Source organism: Kitasatospora sp. NPDC101157 (assembly GCF_044768255.1).
Taxonomy (GTDB): domain Bacteria; phylum Actinomycetota; class Actinomycetes; order Streptomycetales; family Streptomycetaceae; genus Kitasatospora.
The window spans coordinates 1-24,071 of sequence record NZ_JBIWPL010000048.1 but is presented as its reverse complement, the minus strand read 5'-3'; the positions used below and the strand labels follow the sequence as shown (position 1 = coordinate 24,071).

General features: G+C 71.5%; 27 protein-coding genes and 1 pseudogene. 11 read left to right on the top strand and 17 right to left on the bottom strand.

What is annotated here, in order from left to right; all coding sequences use genetic code 11:
* Window positions 1-74 precede the first annotated feature (74 nt).
* Window positions 75-374: pseudogene (locus tag ACIRVF_RS41825) on the top strand (ester cyclase); the annotation flags it as partial.
* Between the two features lie 9 nt (window positions 375-383).
* Here the strand turns inward: ACIRVF_RS41825 and ACIRVF_RS41820 are convergent.
* Complete coding sequence (locus tag ACIRVF_RS41820; RefSeq protein WP_402830179.1) at window positions 384-1,631, bottom strand: ATP-binding protein; 1,248 nt, start codon at window positions 1,629-1,631, stop codon at window positions 384-386.
* A 63-nt stretch (window positions 1,632-1,694) separates the two neighbouring features.
* The gene (locus ACIRVF_RS41815) at window positions 1,695-2,369 is read right to left on the bottom strand and encodes a response regulator transcription factor (RefSeq protein ID WP_030290974.1); all 675 of its coding nucleotides are present in this window, start codon (window positions 2,367-2,369) and stop codon (window positions 1,695-1,697) included.
* Between the two features lie 328 nt (window positions 2,370-2,697).
* Here ACIRVF_RS41815 and ACIRVF_RS41810 point away from each other — a divergent pair, with 328 nt between their 5' ends.
* Window positions 2,698-4,206, top strand: a complete 1,509-nt coding sequence (locus ACIRVF_RS41810; protein WP_402830177.1) for a peptide MFS transporter — start codon at window positions 2,698-2,700, stop codon at window positions 4,204-4,206.
* An 84-nt stretch (window positions 4,207-4,290) separates the two neighbouring features.
* Window positions 4,291-6,318, top strand: a complete 2,028-nt coding sequence (locus ACIRVF_RS41805; protein ID WP_402830174.1) for a prolyl oligopeptidase family serine peptidase — start codon at window positions 4,291-4,293, stop codon at window positions 6,316-6,318.
* A 28-nt stretch (window positions 6,319-6,346) separates the two neighbouring features.
* On the opposite strand, the gene ACIRVF_RS41800 is transcribed toward ACIRVF_RS41805, so the two are convergent.
* The gene (locus ACIRVF_RS41800) at window positions 6,347-7,600 is read right to left on the bottom strand and encodes a helix-turn-helix domain-containing protein (RefSeq protein WP_402830197.1); all 1,254 of its coding nucleotides are present in this window, start codon (window positions 7,598-7,600) and stop codon (window positions 6,347-6,349) included.
* Window positions 7,601-7,822: 222 nt separating this feature from the next.
* Between ACIRVF_RS41800 and ACIRVF_RS41795 the strand changes: the two genes are divergently transcribed.
* On the top strand, window positions 7,823-8,011 hold the full coding sequence (locus tag ACIRVF_RS41795) for a hypothetical protein (RefSeq protein ID WP_402830172.1): 189 nt from the start codon (window positions 7,823-7,825) through the stop codon (window positions 8,009-8,011).
* Between the two features lie 16 nt (window positions 8,012-8,027).
* Complete coding sequence (locus tag ACIRVF_RS41790; RefSeq protein ID WP_402830170.1) at window positions 8,028-8,228, top strand: hypothetical protein; 201 nt, start codon at window positions 8,028-8,030, stop codon at window positions 8,226-8,228.
* A gap of 309 nt (window positions 8,229-8,537) precedes the next feature.
* On the opposite strand, the gene ACIRVF_RS41785 is transcribed toward ACIRVF_RS41790, so the two are convergent.
* From ACIRVF_RS41785 to ACIRVF_RS41765, 5 genes are all read right to left on the bottom strand, one after another.
* Complete coding sequence (locus ACIRVF_RS41785) at window positions 8,538-8,852, bottom strand: hypothetical protein (RefSeq protein ID WP_402830168.1); 315 nt, start codon at window positions 8,850-8,852, stop codon at window positions 8,538-8,540.
* A gap of 9 nt (window positions 8,853-8,861) precedes the next feature.
* On the bottom strand, window positions 8,862-9,011 hold the full coding sequence (locus tag ACIRVF_RS41780; protein WP_402830165.1) for a hypothetical protein: 150 nt from the start codon (window positions 9,009-9,011) through the stop codon (window positions 8,862-8,864).
* Between the two features lie 158 nt (window positions 9,012-9,169).
* Window positions 9,170-9,301, bottom strand: coding sequence for a hypothetical protein (locus tag ACIRVF_RS41775; RefSeq protein WP_402830164.1), 132 nt, complete (start codon window positions 9,299-9,301; stop codon window positions 9,170-9,172).
* Window positions 9,289-9,540, bottom strand: a complete 252-nt coding sequence (locus ACIRVF_RS41770) for a hypothetical protein (protein WP_402830163.1) — start codon at window positions 9,538-9,540, stop codon at window positions 9,289-9,291. Before ACIRVF_RS41770 ends, ACIRVF_RS41775 begins: the two co-directional genes overlap by 13 nt.
* Window positions 9,537-9,902 carry an ATP-binding protein gene (locus ACIRVF_RS41765; protein WP_402830161.1) on the bottom strand — a complete coding sequence of 122 codons (366 nt, stop codon included), beginning with the start codon at window positions 9,900-9,902 and terminating at the stop codon, window positions 9,537-9,539. The genes ACIRVF_RS41770 and ACIRVF_RS41765 overlap by 4 nt, the downstream gene beginning before the upstream one ends.
* 243 nt (window positions 9,903-10,145) lie before the next feature.
* On the opposite strand from ACIRVF_RS41765, the gene ACIRVF_RS41760 reads away from it, so the two are divergent.
* From ACIRVF_RS41760 to ACIRVF_RS41750, 3 genes are all read left to right on the top strand, one after another.
* Complete coding sequence (locus ACIRVF_RS41760) at window positions 10,146-11,066, top strand: helix-turn-helix domain-containing protein (protein ID WP_402830160.1); 921 nt, start codon at window positions 10,146-10,148, stop codon at window positions 11,064-11,066.
* Window positions 11,059-11,259, top strand: coding sequence for a DUF397 domain-containing protein (locus ACIRVF_RS41755; protein ID WP_078867160.1), 201 nt, complete (start codon window positions 11,059-11,061; stop codon window positions 11,257-11,259). Before ACIRVF_RS41760 ends, ACIRVF_RS41755 begins: the two co-directional genes overlap by 8 nt.
* A gap of 62 nt (window positions 11,260-11,321) precedes the next feature.
* Window positions 11,322-11,621, top strand: coding sequence for a DUF397 domain-containing protein (locus ACIRVF_RS41750; RefSeq protein ID WP_402830157.1), 300 nt, complete (start codon window positions 11,322-11,324; stop codon window positions 11,619-11,621).
* On the opposite strand, the gene hutI is transcribed toward ACIRVF_RS41750, so the two are convergent.
* The 4 genes from hutI to hutU are packed head-to-tail and all read right to left on the bottom strand — an operon-like array spanning window position 11,581 to window position 17,031.
* Entirely contained in the window at window positions 11,581-12,756 is a 1,176-nt protein-coding gene (gene hutI / locus ACIRVF_RS41745) for an imidazolonepropionase (RefSeq protein ID WP_402830155.1), read from the bottom strand. The genes ACIRVF_RS41750 and hutI overlap by 41 nt on opposite strands.
* A gap of 59 nt (window positions 12,757-12,815) precedes the next feature.
* On the bottom strand, window positions 12,816-14,177 hold the full coding sequence (locus ACIRVF_RS41740) for a formimidoylglutamate deiminase (protein WP_402830152.1): 1,362 nt from the start codon (window positions 14,175-14,177) through the stop codon (window positions 12,816-12,818).
* Entirely contained in the window at window positions 14,168-15,349 is a 1,182-nt protein-coding gene (locus tag ACIRVF_RS41735) for an allantoate amidohydrolase (RefSeq protein WP_402830194.1), read from the bottom strand. Before ACIRVF_RS41735 ends, ACIRVF_RS41740 begins: the two co-directional genes overlap by 10 nt.
* Window positions 15,350-15,360: 11 nt before the next feature.
* Window positions 15,361-17,031 carry a urocanate hydratase gene (gene hutU / locus ACIRVF_RS41730; protein ID WP_402830150.1) on the bottom strand — a complete coding sequence of 557 codons (1,671 nt, stop codon included), beginning with the start codon at window positions 17,029-17,031 and terminating at the stop codon, window positions 15,361-15,363.
* Between the two features lie 181 nt (window positions 17,032-17,212).
* On the opposite strand from hutU, the gene ACIRVF_RS41725 reads away from it, so the two are divergent.
* The gene (locus ACIRVF_RS41725; protein ID WP_402830148.1) at window positions 17,213-17,785 is read left to right on the top strand and encodes a Uma2 family endonuclease; all 573 of its coding nucleotides are present in this window, start codon (window positions 17,213-17,215) and stop codon (window positions 17,783-17,785) included.
* A gap of 1 nt (window position 17,786) precedes the next feature.
* On the opposite strand, the gene ACIRVF_RS41720 is transcribed toward ACIRVF_RS41725, so the two are convergent.
* Together ACIRVF_RS41720 and ACIRVF_RS41715 are read right to left on the bottom strand one after the other, a co-directional pair.
* Entirely contained in the window at window positions 17,787-18,110 is a 324-nt protein-coding gene (locus ACIRVF_RS41720; RefSeq protein WP_402830147.1) for a hypothetical protein, read from the bottom strand.
* A gap of 74 nt (window positions 18,111-18,184) precedes the next feature.
* Window positions 18,185-19,054 (bottom strand): MurR/RpiR family transcriptional regulator, encoded by an 870-nt coding sequence (locus tag ACIRVF_RS41715; RefSeq protein ID WP_030281045.1) that lies wholly within the window; start codon window positions 19,052-19,054, stop codon window positions 18,185-18,187.
* A 230-nt stretch (window positions 19,055-19,284) separates the two neighbouring features.
* Between ACIRVF_RS41715 and ACIRVF_RS41710 the strand changes: the two genes are divergently transcribed.
* The gene (locus ACIRVF_RS41710; protein WP_402830145.1) at window positions 19,285-19,701 is read left to right on the top strand and encodes a hypothetical protein; all 417 of its coding nucleotides are present in this window, start codon (window positions 19,285-19,287) and stop codon (window positions 19,699-19,701) included.
* Between the two features lie 30 nt (window positions 19,702-19,731).
* Here ACIRVF_RS41710 and hutH read toward each other — a convergent pair whose 3' ends face one another.
* Together hutH and ACIRVF_RS41700 are read right to left on the bottom strand one after the other, a co-directional pair.
* Window positions 19,732-21,315: a histidine ammonia-lyase gene (hutH, locus tag ACIRVF_RS41705; RefSeq protein ID WP_402830143.1), complete on the bottom strand. Its 1,584-nt coding sequence runs from the start codon at window positions 21,313-21,315 to the stop codon at window positions 19,732-19,734.
* Window positions 21,316-21,412: 97 nt separating this feature from the next.
* A complete protein-coding gene (locus tag ACIRVF_RS41700) occupies window positions 21,413-22,615 on the bottom strand; it encodes a macrolide family glycosyltransferase (RefSeq protein WP_402830141.1) in 1,203 nt (400 codons plus the stop codon).
* Window positions 22,616-22,717: 102 nt separating this feature from the next.
* On the opposite strand from ACIRVF_RS41700, the gene ACIRVF_RS41695 reads away from it, so the two are divergent.
* Window positions 22,718-23,338, top strand: coding sequence for a TetR/AcrR family transcriptional regulator (locus ACIRVF_RS41695; protein ID WP_402830138.1), 621 nt, complete (start codon window positions 22,718-22,720; stop codon window positions 23,336-23,338).
* On the opposite strand, the gene ACIRVF_RS41690 is transcribed toward ACIRVF_RS41695, so the two are convergent.
* Window positions 23,316-23,696: a hypothetical protein gene (locus ACIRVF_RS41690; RefSeq protein WP_402830136.1), complete on the bottom strand. Its 381-nt coding sequence runs from the start codon at window positions 23,694-23,696 to the stop codon at window positions 23,316-23,318. The two genes, ACIRVF_RS41695 and ACIRVF_RS41690, sit on opposite strands and share 23 nt — an antisense overlap.
* Window positions 23,697-24,071 lie beyond the last annotated feature (375 nt).

Sequence of the window (24,071 nt, the reverse complement as noted above, 5' to 3'; positions counted from 1 at the left end):
CGAGAGGACAGTGGTGACCGAGGGCGAGCACGGCCCGCGGACGATCGAGACCGAGGGGGTCCAGGAGGCTCGCCATGGCGTTCGTCCAGATCATCGACTGCAGGACCGACAGGCTCGACGACCTCAACCAGCTCATGGACAGCTGGGTCGAGGCCACCAACGGCACCAGGACCGCCTCGCACGCGGTTGTCGGTACCGACCGCTCCGACAGCAGGCACGTGGTGGAGATCGTGGAGTTCCCCTCCTACGAGGAGGCGATGCGCAACTCCAAGCTCCCCGAGACGGACCGGATCTTCCGCGAGATGGTGGCGCTCTGCGACGCGCCGCCCACCTTCACCGACCTCGACGTGGTCCGCGACATGCAGCTCGGCCAGGGCTCCTGATCAGTCCTGGTGGCTGCGGCCGAGGAAGAGCGCGAACACCGGGGGCTTCAGCGACAGCAGCTCCAGTCGGCCGCCGTCCGCCTCCGCGAGGTCGCGGGCGACGGCCAGCCCGATGCCGGTGGAGTTGCGGCCGCTGACCGCGCGCTCGAACACCCGGTTGCCCAGGTCGGCCGGCACCCCGGCGCCCTGGTCCTGCACCTCGACCACCACCGAGGTACCGGAGGGCCGCACCCGCAGGGTGATCGTCCCGGCGCCGTGCATCAGCGAGTTCTCGATCAGGGTGGCCAGCACCTGGGCCACCGTCCCCGGGGTGCCGACCGCGGTGACCCCGTGCAGGCCCTCCAGGGACAGCACCCGGCTCTGCTCGCGCAGCGTCGGGCCCCACTCCTCCACCTGCTGCTTGATCACCTCGTCCAGGTCGAAGGCGACGGCGGTGGGGCTGCGCGGGTCGCGCTGGGTGGTGAGCAGCCGCTGGACGACGTCGGTGAGCCGCTCGACCTGCTGGAGGGCGATGGTCGCCTCCTCCTTGACGGTCTCCGGTTCCTCGGCGAGGGCGGTGATCTCCTCCAGCCGCATCGACAGCGCGGTGAGCGGGGTGCGCAGCTGGTGCGAGGCGTCGGCGGCGAGCCGGCGTTCGGCGGTGAGCATCCGGGCGATCCGTTCGGCGCTGGTGTCCAGCACCTCGGCGATCCGGTCCAGCTCGGGCACCCCGTAGCGGCGGTCGCGCGGGCGGGGGTCGCCTGAGCCGAGCCGTTCGGCAGTCTCGGCGAGTTCGGTGAGCGGCCGGGCGAGCCGCTTGGCCTGCCAGACGGCGAGCGCCACCGCGGCCTGGACGGCGAGCAGGGCGACCACGCCGAGCAGCAGCAGGTTGTTGGCGATCTCGTGGTCGACGTCCTCGCGGGACTGCTCGACGGTGACGAGTTCGCCGTTGGTGCCGTGCTCGACGGCCCGCAGCAGGTGGTTCCCGGCCGGGCGGTCACCCGCCGAGAGCACCGGCTGGCCGGGGATCTGCACCTCGACGTAGCTGCCCTCGGTGACCTGGCTCTCGAAGACCCGGCCCTCCTTGACCGCCTCGCCCGCGGTGAGCCGGCTCTCCACGAGGGCGAGCACCCGGACTGCGGTGGCGTCCACCCGGTCCTGGGCCGAGCTGGCGATGGTCCGCTTCTCGACCAGGGCGAGCGGCACGCAGAACACCACGACGACCACCAGGACGACGACCAGCAGCGAGTTGATCATCCGGCGTTTCACGCTGCTGCTCCCCGAGGTCTTCCGCTTCATCGGCCGCCGCCCGGCCAAGATCTCCGTACGGGGTTAATTCTTCTCGAACCGGAACCCCACTCCGCGCACGGTGGCGATGTAGCGCGGGTTCGCCGCGTCGTCGCCGAGCTTCTTGCGGAGCCAGGAGATGTGCATGTCCAGGGTCTTGGTCGAGGTCCACCAGGTGGTGTCCCAGACCTGCCGCATGATCTCCTCGCGGGTGACCACCCGGCCGGCGTCGCGGACCAGGACGCGCAGCAGCTCGAACTCCTTGGCGGAGAGGGTCAGCTCCTCCTCGCCGAGCCAGGCGCGGTGGGACTCGATGTCGATCTTCACGCCGTGCGCACCGGTGGTGAGCTGGTCGACGTTGCCGCGTCGGAGCAGGGCCCGGACCCGGGCGAGCAGCTCGGCCAGGCGGAAGGGCTTGGTGACGTAGTCGTCGGCGCCCGCGTCCAGGCCGACCACGGTGTCCACCTCGTCGGCGCGGGCGGTCAGCACCAGGACGGGGCAGCTCTTGCCGTCCGCGCGCAGGCGGCGGCAGACCTCAAGGCCGTCCATCTCGGGCAGACCGAGGTCGAGGACGACGAGGTCGACCTCCTCGGTGAGGCCGGCGGCGAGTGCGGTCGGACCGTCCTCGCGGACGAGCACCTCGTAGCCCTCCCGTCGCAGGGCCCGGGCGAGCGGTTCGGAGATCGCCGGATCGTCCTCGGCGAGCAGCACACAGGTCATGTGGTGATGGTAGTCCGCTCGGGTAAGGCCGTACGCCCTGTGAGGTAGTTCACAGAGCGTGATCGTTATACAAGGGTCGCGACTAGGCCAACAGGGCGATACCAACCGGTCGTTCGGCGAAGAATCTCCGTTTGGATCTTGAAACTGAAGGAAGACAGGTCGGTCTACCATCGATCAATCGGGCAGATCTTCCTCGAACTTTGCCATTCCCATACCTGATACGTGGCTTTTGTCATCTGATAACGCCAAATATCGCCACGTACAGTGGTTGGAGTTCGTCCGCCGCCACCCCCCTAGGCGGACGCGATCAGGCAAGGAACCACTACTCATGGCGTCTACGACCCTGGACACCGGCGTCACGTCGGCCACTCCTGGCGGCAAGACCTTCCTCGGCCACCCCCGGGGACTCGCCACTCTCTTCATGAGCGAGATGTGGGAGCGCTTCAGCTACTACGGCATGCGCGCCCTGCTGGTGCTCTACATGACCGCCTCGGTCGCCGAAGGCGGCCTGGCCATGAAGACGGCCGTCGCCGCCGCCGTGTACAGCGTTTACACGGCCATGGTCTACCTGCTGGCCCTGCCGGGCGGCTGGATCGCGGACCGCTTCCTCGGTGCCCGCAAGACCGTCGCCCTCGGCGGCACGATCATCATGATCGGGCACTTCCTGCTGGCCGTCCCGGTCAGCGCGTCGTTCTTCGTCGGCCTGGTGTTCATCGCGGTCGGCTCCGGCCTGCTGAAGGCCAACATCTCGACGATGGTCGGCCACCTCTACGACGGCCCGAACGACCCTCGCCGTGACGGCGGGTTCACGATCTTCTACATGGGGATCAACCTCGGCGCCTTCGTCGCCCCGCTGGTCGTCGGCACCGTCGGCCAGGAGGTCAACTGGCACCTGGGCTTCGCCCTGGCCGGCATCGGCATGGCGCTCGGCCTGCTCCAGTTCCTGCTGGGCACCCGCCACCTGAGCCCGAAGAGCAACGTCGTCACCTCGCCGATCAGCGCGGACGAGAAGCGGAAGATCTTCACCAAGGCCGGCATCTGGCTGGCGGTCGCGGCCGTCTTCTACGGCGTCGTCGGCGCCACCGGCCACTTCACCATCAACTGGGCGATCTGGCCGCTGTCCATCGCCGGCCTGGCGATCCCGTTCCTGGTCTTCGCCAAGGTGAAGCGCGACAAGGACCTCGACGCCAACGAGCAGTCCAAGATGAGCGGCTACATCTGGTTCTTCGTCGCCGCCGCCGTGTTCTGGATGATCTACGACCAGTCCGGCTCGACGCTGAACGTGTTCGCCGACGAGCACACCGCATCCAACCTGTTCGGGATCCACTTCCCGTCCAGCTGGTTCCAGTCGCTCAACCCGCTGTACATCATGGCGCTGGCCCCGGTCTTCGCCTGGATCTGGGTCGCCCTGGCCCGCCGGTCGAAGAACCCCAGCACCACCATGAAGTTCGCCTTCGGTCTGCTGATGATCGGCGCCTCCTTCATCGTCATGATGCTGGCCATGGCCGCGGCCTCGGGCGGCACCAAGGTCACCCCGCTGTGGCTGGCCCTGGTCTACCTGGTCCAGACCGTCGGTGAGCTCACCCTCTCCCCGGTCGGCCTGTCCGTCACCACCAAGCTGGCGCCGACCAAGTACGCCAGCCAGATGATGGGTGTCTGGTTCCTCGCCGTCACCGCGGGTGACTGCGTCGCCGCCATCTTCCAGCTGGTGCTGGGCGACAAGATCGTCGGCGGGACCGCGTACTTCGCGGTGCAGGGCGTCATGGCGATCGTCGCGGGTGTCGCGCTGGCGATGTACCGCAAGAAGGTCGTCAAGCTCATGGGCGACGTGCACTGACGTCCGCCCGGTGAAACTCCGGGGCCGCCGTGGATTCCTGAGATCCACGGCGGCTCCGGTCGTTCTGTGCCTACGGTGCCTGGCATGGCCACCGATTCGCTGCCCCGCCGGCTAGCCCGCACCCCGCGGTTCACCCTCGGGGTTCCCCGCCAGCCGGAGCCCTCCGCCGACGGTTCGACCGTGCTGTTCCTGCGCGGCTCGACCTGCACCGACCCGCTCTCCTGCCTCTGGGCGCTGGATGCCGACAGCGGCCAGGAACGGCTGATCGCCGACCCGGCCGCGTTGGGGTCCGACACCGGCATCGCCTCGTACAGCACCGACGCCTCCTGCGCTTTCGCCGCGTTCGCGCTGGGCGGCCGGCTGTGGCTGGCCGACATCGCCGAGGGTTCCGTTCGTCCGGTCCCCTCCGCCGACGAGCCGCAGGATTCCCGCCTCGACCCGACCGGCCGCACGATCGCCTACGTCAGCGGCGGCGCCCTGCGGGTGGTCGGCGCGGACGGTACGGGTGACCGTGCGCTGGCCGAACCCGAGGCGTGCGACATCACGTACGGACTCGCCGAGCACGTCGCCGCCGAGGAGATGTACCGCGACCGCGGGTACTGGTGGTCCCCCGACGGCACCGCGCTCCTGGTGGCCCGGGTGGACGAGCGCGCCGTCACCCGGCTCTTCCTGGCCGACCCGGCCAACCCGCAGCAGCCGCCGCGCGCCGTCCGCTACCCGCTGGCCGGCACCGCCAACGCCGACGTCTCGCTCTGGCTGCTCGGCCTCGACGGCAGTCGGGTGGAGGTCCGCTGGGACCACACCGCCGTCGAGTACCTCACCGCCGCCGGCTGGGACGGCCACGGTCCGTACGCCGCCGTGCAGAGCCGCGACCAGCGCACCGTCCGCACCCTGGCCATCGAGCCGGACGGCCTCACCCGGGTGCTGGCGGAGCGTTCCGATCCGCGCTGGGTCGAGCTCCTGCCCGGCCTGCCGGTTCGTACGGGGAGCGGCGCGCTGGTCGACACCACCGACGACTGCGACACCCGGCACCTGACCGTCGACGGCAAACCCGTCACCCCGGCGGGGCTCCAGGTTCGGGCCGTAGTCGGTGTGGAGGGCGAGGAGGTGCTGTTCACCGCCTCGGAGGAGCCCACCGAGACCCACCTGTGGGCCTACCTGCCCGATCTCGGCCTACGGAAGTTGAGCAGCGGCCCGGGCCTGCACACCGGAGTACGGCGCGGCGGCACGCTGGTCCTCACCAGCCGGGTCACCGGCCTCCCCGCCGGCCGTACGGAGGTGCTGCGGGAGGACCGCCCGTCGCTCCCTCTCACCTCGTACGCCGAGCTGCCCGTGCTCGCCGCACAGCCCGAATTCCTGCGCCTGGGCCCGCGCGAGCTGCGCGCCGCACTCCACCTGCCCACCGGCCACCGCTCCGCCGACGGCCCGCTGCCCGTCCTGCTCGACCCGTACGCCGGGCCGGCCATGCAGAAGGTGACCGCCGGAGGCGCCTGGCACGAGCAGGTGTCCCAGTGGTTCGCCGACCAGGGCTTCGCGGTGCTGGTGGTGGACGGACGAGGCACCCCCGGGCGTGGGCCGCGCTGGGAGAGGACGATCTGGGGTGACAAGGCCGGTCCCGCGCTGGAGGACCAGATCGACGGCCTACGGGAGGCGGCCCGGCTGCGGCCCGGACTGTTCGACCTCGACCGGGTCGCCATCCGGGGCTGGTCCTACGGCGGCTTCCTCGCCGCGCTCGCCGTGATGCGGCGCCCGGACGTCTTCCACGCCGCCTCGGCCGGCGCCACCCCCGCCGACCCCAGGATGTACGACACCCACTGGCAGGAACGCTTCCTCGGCCACCCCGACGAGTACCCCGGGCACTACGACTCCTGCGACCTGACCGCCGAGGCACCGAAGTTGAGCCGCCCGCTCCTGCTGATCCAGGGCCTGGCGGATGACAACGTCTTCCCCACCCACACCCTGCGGCTGTCCCGTGCCCTGCTCGCCGCCGGCCGCCCCCACGAGGTCCTGCCCCTGTGCGGCGCGGGCCACGGGCCGACGGACGAGGCGGTGGTCGAGAACCTGCTGCACCACGAACTGACGTTCCTACGACGGTCCTTGGACCTCTCATGACCTAAGGGCCGCCCGGACCCGTCGCCCCCTATGAGACGCCTGTGCGCGCGGCAAACTCCCGCACGCCGGCCACGGTGACCGGCGCGTACAGCAGATCCGCCGTGAGCGCTCGCAGAGCAGGCCGACGCACCTCCTCCGGAGCGACCTGCTCGGTGAACCGCAGCGACGCGAACGTCTTGCGGTGGTCGCCGAGGTGGTGCCACATGCGTGCGCAGTCCGTGCCGTACCGGGCCCGGCGCTCGGCGGTCGGCAGCTGTCCCGGCGCGATCCGCACCGCGTACGGCACCCCCTCGTCGGGGGTGCCCAGCGCCGTGTGTACGCCAATCTGGTACAGGTCCACCTGCGCGCTGGTGGCGTCAACGGTGAACAGCGGGGTGCTCGGCCGGAACCTGGCGCTGTTCACCCGGTCGACCGCGTCCGCCGCGCCCGACATGAGGTCGAGGGCGTCGCCTCGGCGTTGCCCGCACGCAGCCGTGTAGGCGGACGTCATCAGCAGGGACGCCGCCACAGCCCAGGACACGTCGTTCCGGTCCTGGGAGAGCGAGTCAGCGGTGCGACGCAGGAGGTCGATGGCGGCGGCCGGGCGTCCTGAACGTCGCATCGTGATCGCCAGAACCCGAGCTGCCTCCCCGTGCACCACCGGATCGCCGCTGGCCTGAGCCGCTGCCAAAGCCCGGTCAGCGGCCGGCCACGCGACATCGGAGTGAGCCTTCAACGCGAGCTCCGTCGCCAGCACCCAGGCACGGGCCACACACGCATGGGCCTCCTCACGGGACCGGCCCGACAAGGCCTCCCGGGTCACCTGCGCCGAGCCCAACAAGCCTGGCAGGAAGTCGCCGAGGTGTCGGTAGCGGGCCGCCGTGAACTGCGCGCGCGCCGATGTCAGCGATGCCTTGAGCTGCTGCAACGAGGTGGGTTCGGAGGGCTCGGGCTCATACAGGGCCCCAACGATCCGGGCTGATGCATCCGGACGCGCAGCGGCAGCCGAGGCGGATGAAAACGCTGATGCTCCAGCTGCCGCCATGCCGGCCACGAGCAACTGCCTGCGGAGCATGGCGTCCTCCTGATCCTGAGTCACATCCTCTGCCAGCGTAGCCGGTCGACCCAGACCGATGGCGTCAAGCGGCAGGCCCAACGCCTGGGCGATCCGCAGCAGCGCCTGCTCGGCCGGCCGAAGCAGACCCGCCTCGATCCGGCTGATCGCCGACGCCGAGTAGCCACACGCCCGGCCCAGCTGGGCCTGAGTCATCCGCCGTGCACACCGAGCAGCCCTGATGACCACCCCGACCTGACTTTGTCGTGACACGGTGTCGCCCTTCGACTGCTCGGAGTGACAACCGTATCGACAGGACGACACCTCCAGGCAGGGCGTGCACGGAGTGTGCGGGGCACGCACACGGCGTGCGGGAGCCCACTGACGGCATCCACATCGGGACCGCAGCCAAGTTCCCTGGGTGGTGCCCGGCCGGCGCACCTCTGCCACTCCACCCTGAGGGGAGACGCCATGAGCACCATCCTGCTCGACAAGCCCGTCACCGAGATCGAGCCCACCACCGCCCCGACGCCCAGTACTCTGCTGGAGCGGGTCGGCGAGCCGAGCGCCCGCACCTGCCCGGTCTGCGGATCGGGCGCCACCTACCAGACCATGGACGGCCGATGGGGCTGCACCGCGTGCGGCTCCACCTGGGCCTGACCTCGGGGAGGACGCGATGGCGGACTGCACGCAGTGCTCCGCTCCTGCGGCGATCGAGGATCTCGACGTGCAGCCGCCACAGCCCTGGTGCCTCGGATGTGCGACCACCCTCGTACGGGCGGGCGATCCGGTGCTCAACTACCGCTCACTCAGCGGTGGGAGTGAGTACCAGCGCATCCTGGCCGGTGGCAGCACCCAGGTCCTGCCCTTCGGCTGACCGGCACACCGAAGCGGGCCGCTCACGAAGTCCGTGACCAGCGCTGGTGCACACGGCGTCCTCGCAGCGAGGGTGCTGCGAGGACGCCAGCACTCGCCGAGGCTAACCCGGTACCCGACGGTGGAACCATCGCCAGGATTCCGGCCGGATGGTGCGAGGTGCAACAGCGCGCTCACTGGTGGTGGGCGCCTTGGCCCATCTGGATTGATGACTGGGATGGACCACAGGGCGACCAGGCGACCCCCACCTCGGCTGAGGCGGGCGCCTGGGAGGCCCTCGGCCCTGGGCGGGTGAGGGCCTGCGCGCGTTTCAGTGGTGCTCGTGGCCGCGCTCGCTGGTCCGGCGCTGCATGTCCGTCAGTATGGCCAGGGTTTCGGGGTGGACCGTGGGCTCGCCGTCGTCCAGGTCGTCGTCGAGGTCGTCATCGTCGTCGGCATCCTGCGGGTTCTGGCGTGCCTGCGGGAGCAGTTCGTCGTAGCGGGGGTCGCCGGGCTGGAACTTGTGCCAGCCGTCGTAGAAGTACCCCTCTGCGGTCCTGCCGCCGTACTTCTGCCAGATGGTGACGCCGTCGGCGTCGAGCATCGGGTGCGCGGTGACTTCGTAGGGTTCAGAATGCTCGTTCAAAGGACTCCTTCAGGATCTTCGCGGCCTGGCGGTCGCCGAGGTGAACGCCTTCAGCGCCTCCCACGCGTCGGCGACCGTACGCAGCTCGTCGGGACCGGCGTCCGGCCACCACATGCCGGTGACCTTCTGCACGGCCTTCGCGGCCGCGGACTCACCCATGCGTCACCCCGTACGCGTTCACGGAACTCACCACTACGGTGATGAGATCGACGAACCGGCTGACGGGGTTTCATGCGGTGGGCGTGATCACGCTCACGCGGGGTCGTGATGGCCCGCGAGGCCCTCGGCCTGGATGGGCGAGGGCCTGCGCGTGGGCGTCAGGGCTGGTCGTCGCGGTGCTCGGGGCGGGGCATCTTGAGGGTGGCGATGACGCCGAGGGCGACGGTGGCGATCGCGAGGGCGAGGAGGGCGACGAGGACCGCGCCGACGAAGAACCTCACCGGTGCCACGGCTCGTCCCTCTCCAGGTCGCGGAGCAGGTGCAGGAGGTTGAGGAGGGTGCTGACGGGCGCGTTGCCGAAGTCGATCAGGATGCGGCCGTCGAGGGTCTTCTCGCCGGGCGCGGCCGAGCCCCAGAGGAGTCCGTGCGAGAGGCCTCGGCGGTGCAACTCGCCCAGCATGGTGGTGATGTGGGCCTCGGTGTAGTCGCGCATCCGGGGGTCGTCCGGCGCGACGGGGTCCCGGGTCACGCGTCGGAGTCCAGCTCGTACCAGGTGGTCTTGCCGCGCTTCTGCGGGTCGACGCCCCAGCGGTCGGTGAGGCCCTCGACGAGCTGGAGGCCCCGGCCGGTCTCGGCGAGGCCGGGGGACGTTCGCGGCTGCGGGAGGGCGTCGCTCTCGTCGGAGACCGTGACTCGGAGGGTGTGGCCGAGGATGGCGAACCAGACGACGGGAGCGGGGGTGCCGGCGTGCCGCCAGGCGTTGACGATCAGCTCGCAAAGGGCGAGTTCGGCGTTGAAGATGGCCTCGGCGTCCCAGCCGCCGCTGCGGGTCATGGCGTCCCGCAGGGCCTGGCGGGAGAGGGTGAGCGAGGGGGTGTTACGGGTGCACACGGGAACCTCCGTGAGGCTGTGGTGTGGGGAGAGGCGAAGAGGTGATGACGGTCGTCACCGTGAGCCAGACCGGGGCGGCGGTTGCTCTTCGGCGTGCGGGCAGCAGGCGCCTACTGCCCTGGATGCAGGATTTACTGACGTTCCGTCGGATCGAGCTAGGACGACCGTAGCGCATCCGCTCTTTAATTAAAGACGAATGAGAGAAGGTTCCCCCGCACGGGGGACGCGCTCCGCTGAACCCAGATGGATCCGCTGGCGACCGGCGCGGCACACTGGCCTCTGCGCACCATCAGAGAGGACGCCATGGCCCTTCGGATCCCCACCCTTCGTCAGCGCCGGCTCGGCGCTGAACTGCGAAGGATGAGAGAGCAAGCCGGCTACGGCGGCAGCCAGCTCGCCCGTCTGCTCGGGGTGACTCCCGCGCTGGTGAGTCAGATGGAGATCGGGAAGTCTGCCGTAAGCGTGGCTCGCCTCCACCAGATCGCGGAGGCCTGCATGTGTGCGAACGCGCCTCTGGTCGAGGCGCTCGCCGGTATGGCGAGGGAGCGAGAAACAGGATGGTGGGAGGAGTACAGCCTGCGGCTGCCCACGGACCTACTCGATGTGGCAGCGATCGAGGCGCATGCCCAGCGGATCGTCACCTACTCGATCACCTTTCTGCCAGGCCTGCTTCAGACCCCGGCCTACGCCGCTTCAGTGTTCGCCCGCGCTATCCCACCGTTGCCGCAGCCTGACGTTGATCTCCGCTTGGCCTTCCGCTTGCGGAGGCAGCAGATCGTCCGCAGCGGCGCTACGCCTTACACGGCGTTCATCCATGAAGCCGCACTGCGAATGCAGTTCAGCGGACCAGAGGCGCTTGCCGAGCAACTTGGCGCCCTCATCGACCATTCCGAGAGCCGTGACATCTCAGTCCGGGTCGTGCCGTTTAAGATCGAATCACTGCCCGGTCCCAGCGAGAACTTCGTCTATGTCGCTGGCCCGGTTCCCGAGTTGGACACCGTGCAGATTGACATCAGCTTCGGGTGTCCACTCTTCGATTCACCCTCCGACCTGGCAAGTTACCGCGAGATCCTCGATCGGATGGCATCCGTAGCCCTCTCCGAGGATGACTCGCGAGACTTCATCCGATCCATCAAGAAGGAGATAGAGGGCAATCATGAGTAGCCCCACATGGCAGAAGTCCAGCTACTCCGGCTCCAGCAACGCGTGTGTTGAGGTTCGGGCTGCCGAGGGGGGCATTGAACTTCGGGAGTCTGACGAGGGTGAGGTGGTCCTCCGAACGACTCGCCCTGTGTTCGATGCGTTCCTGCGAAGTGCCAGGGCCGGCGAGTTCGACCACCTCACTACCAAACCCTGAGCGAATCGTTCCGGCGGCCTCTTGCTTCCCGCAAGAGGCCGCCGGTGGCTAGCCTGGCTCTCATGACCAGCTCTGCGTGGCAGAAGTCCAGCTACTCCGGCTCCAACTCTGACTGCGTTGAGGTTCGTGCGATCGACGGGGCGATTGAGCTCCGCGAGTCCGATGAGGGCAATGTCATCGTGCACACCACGCCTCACAAGTTCGCCGACTTCCTCCAGGCCGCCAAGGCGGGCGAGTTCGACCACCTCACCACCACCCCCCGAACGCGAAGCCCCCGCGCCCGCCACCCCGGGGGCGCGGGGGCCGTCCGCAGTCCGGGGCTCAGACCTCCCGGACGCCTGCCCGCCAGACCGCCGCCGTGAGCGGAACGCCCGGGCGGTAGGCCAGGTGGACGTGTGAGGGGGCGTCCAGCAGCAGCAGGTCCGCCCGCGCGCCGACCGCGATCGTGCCAACGTCGCTGCGCCGCAGCGCGTGCGCGCCGCCCGCAGTCGCGGCCCAGACCGCCTCGTCCGGCGTCATCCCCATCTCCCGTACCGCCACCGCGATGCAGAACGCCATCGAACTCGTGAAGCTCGATCCCGGGTTGCAGTCCGTCGACAGCGCCACCACCGCGCCCGCGTCCAGCAACCGCCGCCCGCTCGGGTACTCGGCCCGCGTGGAGAACTCCGCCCCCGGCAGCAGCGTCGCGACCGTCGCCGACCCCGCCAGCGCCGCCACGTCCTCCTCCGTCAGGTGCGTGCAGTGGTCCGCCGAGGCGGCCCCCAGCTCCACCGCCAGCTGCACCCCCGGCCCGTACGTGAGCTGGTTGGCGTGCACCCTCGGCGTCAGCCCCCGCTCGATGCCCGCCGTCAGGACGGCCCGCGCCTGGTCGCCGTCGAACGCCCCCTTCTCGCAGAACACGTCCACCCAACGGGCGTGCGGCGCACAGGCATCCATCATCTCGCCGGTCACCAGGTCCACGTAGCCCGCCGGGTCCTCGGCGTACTCGGGAGCGACGATGTGCGCCCCCAGGTACGTGGTCTCTGGCGTGTGCTTCGCCGCGATCCGCAGCGCCCGGGCCTCGTCCTCGACCGTCAACCCGTAGCCGGACTTGCACTCGATCGTGGTGGTGCCCTGCCGCAGCGCCTCCCGGACGAACCCGGCCAGGTTGGCGTCCAGTTCGGCATCCGAAGCGGCCCGAGTGGCGGCCACCGTCGTGCGGATGCCGCCCGCCGAGTACGCCTGCCCGGACATCCGGGCGTTGAACTCGGCGGTGCGGTCGCCCGCGAACACCAGGTGGGCGTGCGAGTCGACGAAGCCGGGCAGCAGCGCCCGGCCCGCGGCGTCGAAGCGCTCGTCCGCCGCCGGCGCCTGGGCCGACGGGCCGACCCAGGCGATGCGGTCACCGTCGATCACCACGGCCGCGTCGGTGAGCAGGCCGAGCGGCCCCGTACCGTGCCCGGGGTCATTGGTGACCAGGCTGCCGATGCCCGTGATCACAGTGGTCCTGGTGCTCAAGTCAACGCCTTCCGAAGGGAGTCGGACAAAGGGAGTCGGACAACAGAGTTCAGCGGAGTTCAGCAGTCCAGCGCACCGATCGCGGAGCGCAGCGCCCCCGGCACGTCGGCCACCAGCTGGTGCACGCCGTCCCGGACGACGTGCCGCCCGCCGACCACCAGGTGCCGCACGTCCGCCGCCGAGGCCGCGAAGACCGCGATCTCGGCGCCGAGCCGGGGCGGCGGCCCGGCCGTACGGACGGTGTCCAGCGCGATCGCCGTGAAGTCGGCGAGCGCCCCGGCCTCGATCCGCCCGGCCTCGGGCCAGCCCAGCGAGGCGTGGCCGTCCTCGCTGCCGGCCCGCAGCAGCGCGTTCGCCGTCCAGTGCCCGCGGGTGCGGGTCCGCAGCCGCTCGTCCAGCTCCAGGGCCCGGGCCTCCTCCCACGGATCGATGATCGCGTGGCTGTCGCTGCCCAGGCTGATCGGGCTGCCCTCCGAGGCGAGCCGACGCGCCGGGCCGATGCCGTCGGCGAGGTCCCGTTCGGTGGTGGGGCACATGCAGACCGTGGTCCCCGAGTCGGCGAGGAGCTTGACGTCCTCGTCGGTGAGGTGGGTGGCGTGCACGGCCGAGGTGCGCGGACCGAGCGCGCCGTGGTCGGCGAGCAGCCGGGTCGGGGTGACGCCGTGCGCGGCCAGGCAGGCCTCGTTCTCGGCGGTCTGCTCGGACAGGTGGACGTGCAGCGGCGCCTTGCGCATCGCCGCCCAGTGCGCGACGGTGCCCAACTGCCCGGCCGGGACGGCCCGGACCGAGTGGATGGCGGCGCCGATCCGGGCGTGCTCGCGCGGCTCGATCGCGTCCGCCCGGGCGGCCCAGGCCTCGGCGTCGCCGTCGCTGAACCGCAGCTGCGGGTGGGTCGGCTCGGCGCCGAAGCCGGAGGACAGGTAGCAGGTGTCCAGCAGGGTGATCCGGATGCCGGCCCGGGCGGCGGCCTCGATCAGCGCCTCGCCCATCGCGTTCGGGTCGGTGTAGCGGGCGCCGCCGGGCGCGTGGTGCAGGTAGTGGAACTCGCCGACGGCGCTGATCCCGGCGAGCGCCATCTCGGCGTAGACGGCGGTGGCGAGCTCCAGGTAGCTGTCCGGGTCGAGCGCCCCGGCGAACCGGTACATGGTGTCGCGCCAGGTCCAGAACGTCCCGGAGCCGACCTGGACGTGCCCGCGCAGCGCCCGGTGGAAGGCGTGCGAGTGGGCGTTCGCCTGGCCGGGCAGCAGCAGCCCGTCGAGGCGGACGGCGCCGGGCGGGCAGGGCCCGGCGTCCGGCTCCACCCGGACGATCCGGCCGTCGGGGCCGGTGGTGATCAGCACGTCCTGCTCGACGGCGGGGCCGTTGACCCCCGGCAGCCAGGCGTACTGCGCCCAGTACGTCGTCGGAACCGTCACTGACACGCCAGGTCCTCCAGTACGTCGGCGAGGGCGGCGACCCCGGCCAGGCAGTCGTCCACCTCGGCGTGCTCGGCCGGGGAGTGCGAGACGCCGGTGGGGTTGCGCACGAACAGCATGGCGGTCGGGATCGCGGACGCCAGGATCCCGGCGTCGTGTCCCGCGCCGGTGGGCAGCACCGGGGCGTCGAGCAGCTTGGCGAGCCGGTCGCGCAGCGGGCCGTCGAAGTCCACCACCGGGGTGTAGGACTCGCGGGTCAGCTCGACCCGGACGCCGTCGCGCTCGCCGCGCTCGGCGGCGGCCCGCTCGATCTCGGCGACGAGTTCCGTGAGGGTGCGCTCGTCGGCCGCCCGGGAGTCCAGCCAGCCGCGCACCAGCGAGGCGATCGCGTTGGTGCCGTTGGGCTCGACCGCGACCTTGCCGAAGGTCGCCAGGGCGCCCGCCAGCTTCGCCTTCTTGCGGGCGGCGAGCACCGTGTTGGCGTACGTCAGCATCGGGTCGCGGCGGTCCTCGATCCGGGTGGTGCCCGCGTGGTTGGCCTCACCGTGGAAGTCGAAGCGCCAGCGGCCGTGCGGCCAGATCGCACCGGCCACACCGACCGGCTGCCCCTCGGCGAGGTGGCGGCCCTGCTCGACGTGGAGTTCGACGAACGCGCCGATCCGGGACAGCCGTTCCTCGTCCGCGCCGATCGCGGTCGGGTCGTAGCCGGCCTTCTCCATCGCGTCGGGCAGCCGCATCCCGCCGGCGTCGCGCAGCTCGTACGCGGCCTCGCGGGAGAGGACCCCGGCCGTCAGCCGGGAGCCGATGCAGGCCACGCCGAACCGGGCGCCCTCCTCGTCACCGAAGTTGACGATCGCCAGGGGCTTGCCGAACTCCGCCCCGCGGGCGCGCAGTTCGTCCAGCGCGGCGAAGGAGGACACCACCCCGAGCGGGCCGTCGAAGGCGCCGCCGTCCGGGACGGAGTCCAGGTGCGAGCCGGTGACGACCGCGCCCTCACCGTGAGGATCGCCGAGCCAGGCCCACTGGTTGCCGTTGCGGTCCAGCTCGTACGTCAGGCCGCGGCTGCGGGCCTGCTGCTCGAACCAGGCGCGGCACTCGGCGTCGGCGGAGTTCCAGGCGAAGCGGCGGTAGCCGCCGGAGGCGGCGGAGCGGCCCACGGGGAGCAGCTCCGCCCACATCTCTTCGAAGGTCACAGCTCACCCATCGGGACGCGCACACCGCGCTCGGCGGCGACCTCGGTGGCGCGGTCGTACCCGGCGTCCACGTGCCGGATGACGCCCATGCCCGGGTCGTTGGTGAGCACCCGGCGGATCTTCTCGCCCGCCAGCGCCGTACCGTCGGCGACGGTGACCTGGCCCGCGTGGATCGAGCGGCCGATGCCGACGCCACCGCCGTGGTGGATGGACACCCAGGAGGCGCCGGAGGCCACGTTGACCATGGCGTTGAGCAGCGGCCAGTCGGCGATCGCGTCCGAGCCGTCCAGCATCGCCTCGGTCTCCCGGTACGGGGAGGCCACCGAGCCGCAGTCCAGGTGGTCGCGGCCGATCACGATCGGCGCGGACAGCTCGCCGGAGGCGACCATGTCGTTGAAGCGCTCACCGGCCTTGTCGCGCTCGCCGTAGCCGAGCCAGCAGATGCGCGCGGGCAGGCCCTGGAAGTGCACCTTCTCCTGGGCCATCTTGATCCAGCGGGCCAGCGACTCGTTCTCCGGGAAGAGGTCGAGGACGGCCTTGTCGGTCTTGTGGATGTCCTGCGGGTCGCCGGACAGCGCGGCCCAGCGGAACGGGCCCTTGCCCTCGCAGAACAGCGGGCGGATGTACGCCGGGACGAAGCCGGGGAAGGCGAAGGCGCGGTCGTAGCCGGCCAGCTGGGCCTCGCCGCGGATGGAGTTGCCGTAGTCGAAGACCTCGGCGCCGCGGTCCAGGAAGCCGACCATGGCCTCGACGTGGCGGGCCATCGACTCGCGGGAGCGCTGGGTGAACTCGGCGGGCTTCTCGGCGGCGTAGGTCGCCATGTCGTCGAAGTCGACGCCGACCGGCAGGTAGCTGAGCGGGTCGTGGGCGCTGGTCTGGTCGGTGACGATGTCGATCGGCGCGTCCATCGCGAGCAGCTGCGGGACCAGTTCGGCGGCGTTGCCCAGCACGCCGATGGAGAGCGGCTGCTTCTTGTCGCGGGCCGCGGTGGCGAGCTCCAGCGCGTGGCTGAGGTCCTTGGCCTCGACGTCCAGGTAGCGGTGCTCGATCCGGCGGGAGATCCGGGACGGGTCGCAGTCGATGCAGATCGCCACGCCGCCGTTCATGGTGACGGCCAGCGGCTGGGCGCCGCCCATCCCGCCGAGGCCGGCGGTGAGGGTGATGGTGCCCTCCAGCGTGCCGTTGAAGCGCTTGTTGGCGACGGCGGCGAAGGTCTCGTAGGTGCCCTGGAGGATGCCCTGGGTGCCGATGTAGATCCAGGAGCCGGCGGTCATCTGGCCGTACATGGTGAGCCCGAGGCTCTCCAGGCGGCGGAACTCCTCCCAGTTGGCCCAGTCGCCGACCAGGTTGGAGTTGGCGATCAGCACGCGCGGCGCCCACTCGTGGGTCTGCATGACGCCGACCGGCCGCCCGGACTGGACCAGCATGGTCTCGTCCTGCTTCAGGCCCTGCAGCGTCTTCACCATGGCGTCGAAGGAGCGCCAGTCCCGCGCGGCCTTGCCGGTGCCGCCGTAGACGACCAGCTTCGAGGGGTGCTCGGCCACCTCGGGGTCGAGGTTGTTCATCAGCATCCGCAGGGCCGCCTCCTGCTGCCACCCCTGCGTCGTGAGTCCCGTCCCCCGCGCCGCACGCACCTCACGCGGCCCGCTCGCCTGCTGCTGCACCATGTCCCGGCCTCTCTGCGGATGGATTCATTCAAGCTCGGTTCGACTGAATATAACTAAACAAGCCACTTTCGACCAGACCCCCGAACAATCCGATCAGCCCCGGCACCGGTCGACTTGGCGCGCTAGCCTGAACCCGGCGAACACCAGCCACTCGGCCCAGTGCCAAGGAGCGGAGGACACGATGACGGCCATCACCGTGCGGCCCGGCAGACTCCGGGATGTGGCGGAGGAGATCGAGCGGAGCACCGGCCTTCGCGTCCAGATCATCGGAGGAACCCTGGTGATGTCCCCGACACCCCGCGGCAAGCACGCAGGGACCGTGCAGGTGCTGCGGGACCAGCTCATCCCGCAGCTGCCCAAGGACCTACGCGTGTACGAGAACTCGTCGATCTACATGCCGGATGACGAGGACGACTACGCCACCCCCGACTTGGTCGTCTTCCCGAAGGGCTGGGGCGACGAGGACGAATGGCTGGCGGACCCGGCCGACGTCGTCTTCGCCTTGGAGGTGATCTCCACCTCCGAGCGGACCAGCGGAATCACCGCCAAGACCGAGTGGTATGCCATCGCAGGCGTGGCCGTACTGGTCGCCGCCGATCCGCGAGATGGCACCTGGACGCTCTACACGCATCCACGCGATGGCGAGTACCAGGGCGTGCTGCACGGCAAGTACGGCGAACCCATTCCGCTCACCGCCCCGCTGCCCGCTGAACTGCAGACCACCGAACTGCCGATCTACGCCCCTCGCCGCTGAGTCACGCCGCGGCGTCGCCGCCGTCCCAGTCGATGCCGATCTCGGCGAGCCAGCGGCGGTCGGCGGCGTCGGGGGCGGGCGGGGAGGGTGGGCGGGGGATGTTCTGGACCGGGCCGAGGCCGTACTTCTCGGCGGCCGCGGCGGCACGGGCGTCGGGTTCGATGACGCCGACGTGGACGGCGAACTCGTCGCCCGGGTCGAGGACGGTCAGTTCGGGTTCGGGCAGGCGCCGCAGGGTGACGCGGCGTCCGCAGGCGGGGCAGGACCATTCGTCGGCACCCGAGGCCAGGCGGGCGACGAACTTCATCTCGTGGATCACGCGCATGGGCGGCACCCCCTGCAGTAGGGGATGCCCGGGTTCGTGGCAAGTACTCCCCCGGCCTCATGTCGAGGCTGTGCTCATTCCAGGAAGAGCCCCCGCGCCGCCGCCGCGTGTTCGACCGCCTCCAACCGGGCCTCCGCGCCGGGGAGTTCGTCACACATGGTCTGCAGCAGCACCCGGCCGAGCATCATCGGCGCACACGCGGTGTCGAAGACCAGCCCGGTGCCGACGGCGGCCGGCAGCATCAGGTCGGAGAGCTTGGCCACCGGTGAGAAGGCACTGTCGGCCACGGTGAGCACGGTCAGCCCGCACTCCCGGGCCACCACCAGGGCGTCCATCAACTCCCGCGGGTAGCGCGGCAGGGCGAAGCACAGCAGCGCGGTGGCACCCGCCGCGGTGGCCTGTTCCAGCCGGTCGGCCAGCATGCTGCCGCCCTCGTCCAGCAGCCGGACGTCCGGGTGCACCTTGGCCGCGAAGTACGCGAAGCCGCGCGCCTGCGCCGAGGCCGCCCGCAGGCCGAGCACCGGCAGCGGGCGGGAGGCGGCGAGCAGCCGGGCGGCCCGGATGATCGGCTCGGGGTCGGCGAGCAGTTCGGCGAGGTGGCGCAGGTGCTCGATCTCGGCCAGCACGGCCTGCTGGTGCTCGTTGCGCACGGCGTCGTCCGGGGTCTCCGGTGCGGCCGGCTCGCCCGCGCCGAGTTCGCGCAGCTGCTTGCGCAGCGCCGGGTAGCCGTCGTACCCGAGGGCGACCGCGAAGCGGGTGACGGAGGGCTGGCTGACCCCGGCGAGTTCGGCGACCTCGACGCTGGACAGGAACGGCGCCTCGCCGGCGTGCCGGACCAGCGAGTGGGCGATCCGCCGCTGGGTGGGCGTCAGCCGGTGCCCCTCGAACAGCTGGAGCAGCCGGGCGGAGGGGCCGACGGTACCGGCCTCGTCGGTGGCGGTCATCAGCTCTACCTCCGGATGCGAGCGTTCGGAACGACGACTGTGCAGCAGCGCGCCGCCCCTGGCAAAGACGTCTCGTACGGCGGGACGTCGCACGGGACGTCCCCCATGATCGGGCACCGGGCCGGGTGCCGGGCACCGGCCTCGGGGTAACCCTGATTTCTCCCTGACCCCGCCCGGATTCCCCCCGCGAACGGATGGACCGGGCCGGCCGGCGGCCCCACGCTACTGGCATGGACACTCGCCAGGACGAACTTCGGCGCGACCTCGACGCCACCCTGCAGGCCCGCAAGGAGCTCGGCAAGGAGTACGAGGAGGAGCTCGTCGACTCCTTCATGAAGCGCCTCGACGCCCGCCTGGACGCCCGGGTGGAGCGATCGGTGGCCTCGCGGCTGGACGACTACCAGCCCGACCACCGCGACCGGCACCGCGACCGGCACCGCTGGGCACCCGGCCGGGCCGGCAACCGGATGGCGGTGATCTCGCTGGCCTTCGGCATCCCGCTGACCGCGATCGCGAGCAACCCCGGCAGCGGTGGCTTCGCCGGCCTGCTCGCCTGCTGGGCGGGCATCGTCGGGGTCAACTTCGCCGCGGCCCTGGGCAACCGCCGCGACCGGGCCGAGCGCCGGACGCGGGGCGACTGGGACTGAGCCCCGGCCGCCCCGCGTCCGAAGGGCGACTCAGGCCAGCGGGCCGGTGACCCGCTCGACCGCCCGCACCAGGTCACCGGAGGCGACCAGCGCGGCGGCGGCCTCCAGGTCCGGCGAGAGGAAGCGGTCGCGGCCGGCGCCGCCGACCCCCGCCTCGCGGGCGGCGGCCATCGCGGCCGCGGTGGCCGGGGCCAGCGTGCCCGCCGCGTCGGCCTGCTGACGGATCTCCAACGCCCGGGCCGCGGCGGTGAGTTCGACGGCGAGGATGCGGCCGAGGTTCTCGACGGCCTGGCGCAGCTTGCGGGCGGCCGACCAGCCCATCGACACGTGGTCCTCCTGCATCGCGGAGGACGGGATCGAGTCGACCGAGGCCGGGACGGCGAGCCGCTTGTTCTCGCTGACCAGCGCCGCCTGGGTGTACTGGGCGATCATCAGGCCGGAGTCCACGCCCGGGTCGTCGGCCAGGAAGGCCGGCAGGCCGTGCGAGCGGGCCTTGTCGAGCAGCCGGTCGGTGCGGCGCTCGGAGATCGAGCCCAGGTCGGCGGCGGCGATGGCGAGGAAGTCCAGCACGTAGGCGACCGGCGCGCCGTGGAAGTTGCCGTTGGACTCCACCCGGCCGTCCGGCAGCACCACCGGGTTGTCCACCGAGGCGGCGAGCTCGCGCGAGGCGACCAGCTGGGCGTGCGCCAGGGTGTCCCGGCCGGCCCCGGCGACCTGCGGGGCGCAGCGGATCGAGTAGGCGTCCTGGACGCGCGGCGCGTCGTCCTGGTGGTGGCCGGTGAGGCCGGAGCCCTTGAGCACGGCGAGCATGTTGGCGGCGCTGAGCGCCTGGCCCGGGTGCGGGCGGATCGGGGCGTGCAGCTCGGGGGCGAGCACCTTGTCGGTGCCGAGCAGCGCCTCCAGGGTCATCGCGGCGGTGATGTCGGCGGTGGTGAACAGCCGCTGCAGGTCGGCGATGGCCATCACCAGCATGCCGAGCATGCCGTCGGTGCCGTTGATGAGGGCCAGGCCCTCCTTCTCCAGCAGCTCGACCGGCTCGATCCCGGCGGCGGCCAGCAGCTCGGCGACCGGCTTCTCCACGCCGTCCGGGCCGGTGGCGGTGCCCTCGCCCATCAGCACCAGCGCACAGTGCGACAGGGGCGCGAGGTCGCCGGAGCAGCCGAGCGAGCCGAACTCGCGCACCACCGGGGTGATGCCCGCGTTGAGCAGGGCGGCCATGGTCTGGGCGACCAGCGGGCGGACACCGGTACGGCCGGAGGCGAGGGTCTTCATCCGCAGGAACATCAGCGCGCGGACCACCTCGCGCTCGACCGCCGGGCCCATGCCGGCCGCGTGCGAGCGAACCAGCGAGCGCTGCAGCTGGGCGCGCAGCTCGGGGCTGATGTGCCGGACGGCGAGCGCACCGAAGCCGGTCGACACGCCGTAGACGGGGCGCGGCTCGGCCGCGAGGGCATCGATCCGCGCGCGGGACGCCGCCATCTCGGCGAGCGCGTCGGGGCCGATCTCGACCCGGGCGTTGCCCCGGGCGACGGCCAGCACGTCCTCCGCACTGACGTCGGCCTTGCCGACCTGGACCAGCGGAGCGTCGGGGGCCACAGCACTGTGCATATCCATATACATAATCACATCAGGTGAATGGAGATATGACAACAGCTGCTCACCATCCGGATTCTCCGACGCCGCGATCCGCGCGGCACCCCGGGGCCCGGCATCACCTCCCCAACTCGGCCTCGATGAGGTCGACCGCCCGCGCGGTACCGCCCTCGGCCCTTCCCGCCGCGGCCAGCGTCTCCAGCCGCTCCGCCACTTCCGCGTCCCCGACCAGCTCCAGCAGCGCGCCGCGCAGCGCCTCCGGGGTGACGGCGTCGGCGTCCAGCCGGCGGGCGACCCCGAGACCGACGAGGGTGTCCGCGTTGGCGAACTGGTCGACGCCCTGCGGCACGGCGATCATCGGCACCGCATGGAACAGCCCCTCGCTGGCGCCGCCCATGCCCGCGTGGGTGATGAAGGCGTCCGCCTGGGCGAGCAGCGAGAACTGCGGCACCCACCGGTGCACCTCCACGGTGTCCGGCACCTCGCCCAGCTCCGCCAGGTCGGTGTGCCGGCCGATCTGCAGCACGGTGTGCCAGCCCGGCAGATCACCGAAGGCCTCGACGCAGGCCCGGTAGAACGCGGGCTGGTTGGTGTAGGCCGAGCCCAGCGAGACCAGCAGCACCTTCTCGGCGTCGGCCGGCCGCTCCCACCGGCCCTGATGGGCTCGGTCCGCGAAGCAGGGCCCGACGAAGGTCACCCGCTTCTCGTCCACCCGGTCCGCGTTCGGCTGCAGCGCCCGCGGGATGAGTGCGATCGCCCGCTCGGGGCGGCCCTTGAAGGCCTCCACGTCACGCTGCAGCGTGCCGGCCTCGGCCAGCCAGTCGGCGAACCGCCGGTAGTGCTCGGGCCCGCCGGGTGCGTTGCGGACCGCGTCGAAGACCTCGGGGCAGTCCTCCTCGAAGCCCTCCCAGCCGACGTAGGTGGGCGACAGCTGCACCACCGGCACGCCGAGGCGCTCGCCGAGCGCCCGCCCGGCGAAGCCCGCGACATCGCAGAGCACCAGGTCGGGCCGGTCCGCGCCGTCGCCGAAGCGCTCCAGCAGGACCGGCCACATCGCCAGCGCGTCGTCCAGGAACAACTCCTGGAGGGCCACCGGCTCCGCCGCCCACTTCGCCGGGTCGTCGGTGAGCGGCAGTGTGGAGGGGTACGGGACGAACGCGGCGCCGGTGGACTCGACGGTCTCCCGGAAGGAGGCGTCGTTGACGTAGCTGACCCGGTGGCCCCGGGCGACCAGCTCGGTGATCACGGCCAGGCTCGGGTTGACGTGCCCGTGCGCCGGGATGGAAACCATCAGGACGTGGGCGGAGCGGAATCGGGTCATGGGCACCTCCGGGAACGACGAACAAGACGAGACGTCCCGTCTCGTCCGCGAACAGGACAAGACGATACGTCTCGTCTCGGCATCTCGCATAGAATTTCCGGCATGGCCCGGATAACCGCCCCCGACCCCGCCCGGCGCAACGAGCGCTCGCGCTCCGCCATCCTCACCGCCGCCTACGAACTCGTCGCCGAGATCGGCTTCGGCAAGGTCACCATCGAGGCGATAGCCACCCGCGCCGGGGTCGGCAAACAGACCATCTACCGCTGGTGGCCCTCCAAGGGCGCGGTCGTCTTCGACGCCTTCCTCGCCGCCAACGAGCACGAGGGCCGGATCGCCCTCCCGGACACCGGCGACCTCGCCGCCGACCTGAAGACCGTCCTACGGCTCAGCTCCGACGAGATGTCCGACCCCGCACTCGACCGCACCTACCGCGCCCTCAGCTCCGAGATCCTCAACGACCCGGTCGTCCAGGCCGAGTACCGCGCCCGGCTGCTCGACCCGCTCCTGGAGGTCACCCGCGACCGCCTGCGCAGCGCCCGCGAGACCGGTGCCCTCGCCCCCGACACCGACCTCGACTTCGCCGTCGAACTGCTCTACGGCCCGCTGAACTACCGCTGGATCCACCAGCTCGGCCCGCTCACCCACGACCACGCCGACCGCCTGGTCGACGCCACCCTGCGCGCCCTCGACCGCCCCGCCACTAACGGGACCTCCGCCGCCTGACCGCGTACACCGCGAGCACCACGACCAGCACGACCACCAGCACCGCGAGGGCGAGCCAGCCGAACACCGCGTCGAGCGCCCGGCCGACCACACTGCGCCGGGTCTTGTGCCTGCGCCGCGAAACGGCGGTGTGGTCGGTGATCTGATGCGCCCGCAGCCCGGTCCGCACCGACTGCTCCCGCCCAGGCACCGTCCGCACGCCCGCAGGCCCACTCGCCCCCGCCGACGCCGTCGGCCGCACCCCCGGCACGGCCACCGCCGGCCCGGCCGCCACCACCCCACCACCCAGCACCAGCGCCCCGGCCACCGCCGCACCCACCAGCCGTCCGCCCACCATCGCCCCCACTCCCCGATCCACCCCCCGCACCTTCCCACCACCCCACCCACCCGCGGCACCCCACCCCTCGACCCGCGACCCACCCGGGACACCCCGGTCACCGAACCGACACATCCCCGCGCCCACCTCCCCGCTCCACCCGAGAGGGACACGCGCTGCGGAAGGGGGCCGGGCCGTAAAGCAGTAGGGCGCGCGCCCCCACACCCACCCAGGCGAGAGGGACGCGCTGCGGAAGAGGGCCATGAAGCAGACGGGCGCGCGGGCAACGCCCCGCGCGCCCACCACACCCCCCTCCCCCCACACCCACCCAGGCGAGAGGGACGCGCTGCGGGAGGGGGCGGTGGAGGGGGTGGGTGCGGAAGGGGGCGTTGCGGGTGATTTTCAGACTGCCAACGG

Coding starts and splice junctions, on each gene's coding strand:
- ACIRVF_RS41815 (WP_030290974.1), bottom strand. CDS start 2,369: ATGACCTGTGTGCTGCTCGCCGAGGACGATCCGGCGATCTCCGAACCG.
- ACIRVF_RS41810 (WP_402830177.1), top strand. CDS start 2,698: ATGGCGTCTACGACCCTGGACACCGGCGTCACGTCGGCCACTCCTGGC.
- ACIRVF_RS41805 (WP_402830174.1), top strand. CDS start 4,291: ATGGCCACCGATTCGCTGCCCCGCCGGCTAGCCCGCACCCCGCGGTTC.
- ACIRVF_RS41795 (WP_402830172.1), top strand. CDS start 7,823: ATGAGCACCATCCTGCTCGACAAGCCCGTCACCGAGATCGAGCCCACC.
- ACIRVF_RS41790 (WP_402830170.1), top strand. CDS start 8,028: ATGGCGGACTGCACGCAGTGCTCCGCTCCTGCGGCGATCGAGGATCTC.
- ACIRVF_RS41780 (WP_402830165.1), bottom strand. CDS start 9,011: ATGGGTGAGTCCGCGGCCGCGAAGGCCGTGCAGAAGGTCACCGGCATG.
- ACIRVF_RS41760 (WP_402830160.1), top strand. CDS start 10,146: ATGGATCCGCTGGCGACCGGCGCGGCACACTGGCCTCTGCGCACCATC.
- ACIRVF_RS41755 (WP_078867160.1), top strand. CDS start 11,059: ATGAGTAGCCCCACATGGCAGAAGTCCAGCTACTCCGGCTCCAGCAAC.
- ACIRVF_RS41750 (WP_402830157.1), top strand. CDS start 11,322: ATGACCAGCTCTGCGTGGCAGAAGTCCAGCTACTCCGGCTCCAACTCT.
- ACIRVF_RS41735 (WP_402830194.1), bottom strand. CDS start 15,349: ATGTGGGCGGAGCTGCTCCCCGTGGGCCGCTCCGCCGCCTCCGGCGGC.
- hutU (WP_402830150.1), bottom strand. CDS start 17,031: ATGGTGCAGCAGCAGGCGAGCGGGCCGCGTGAGGTGCGTGCGGCGCGG.
- ACIRVF_RS41725 (WP_402830148.1), top strand. CDS start 17,213: ATGACGGCCATCACCGTGCGGCCCGGCAGACTCCGGGATGTGGCGGAG.
- ACIRVF_RS41720 (WP_402830147.1), bottom strand. CDS start 18,110: ATGCGCGTGATCCACGAGATGAAGTTCGTCGCCCGCCTGGCCTCGGGT.
- ACIRVF_RS41715 (WP_030281045.1), bottom strand. CDS start 19,054: ATGACCGCCACCGACGAGGCCGGTACCGTCGGCCCCTCCGCCCGGCTG.
- ACIRVF_RS41710 (WP_402830145.1), top strand. CDS start 19,285: ATGGACACTCGCCAGGACGAACTTCGGCGCGACCTCGACGCCACCCTG.
- hutH (WP_402830143.1), bottom strand. CDS start 21,315: ATGGATATGCACAGTGCTGTGGCCCCCGACGCTCCGCTGGTCCAGGTC.
- ACIRVF_RS41700 (WP_402830141.1), bottom strand. CDS start 22,615: ATGACCCGATTCCGCTCCGCCCACGTCCTGATGGTTTCCATCCCGGCG.
- ACIRVF_RS41695 (WP_402830138.1), top strand. CDS start 22,718: ATGGCCCGGATAACCGCCCCCGACCCCGCCCGGCGCAACGAGCGCTCG.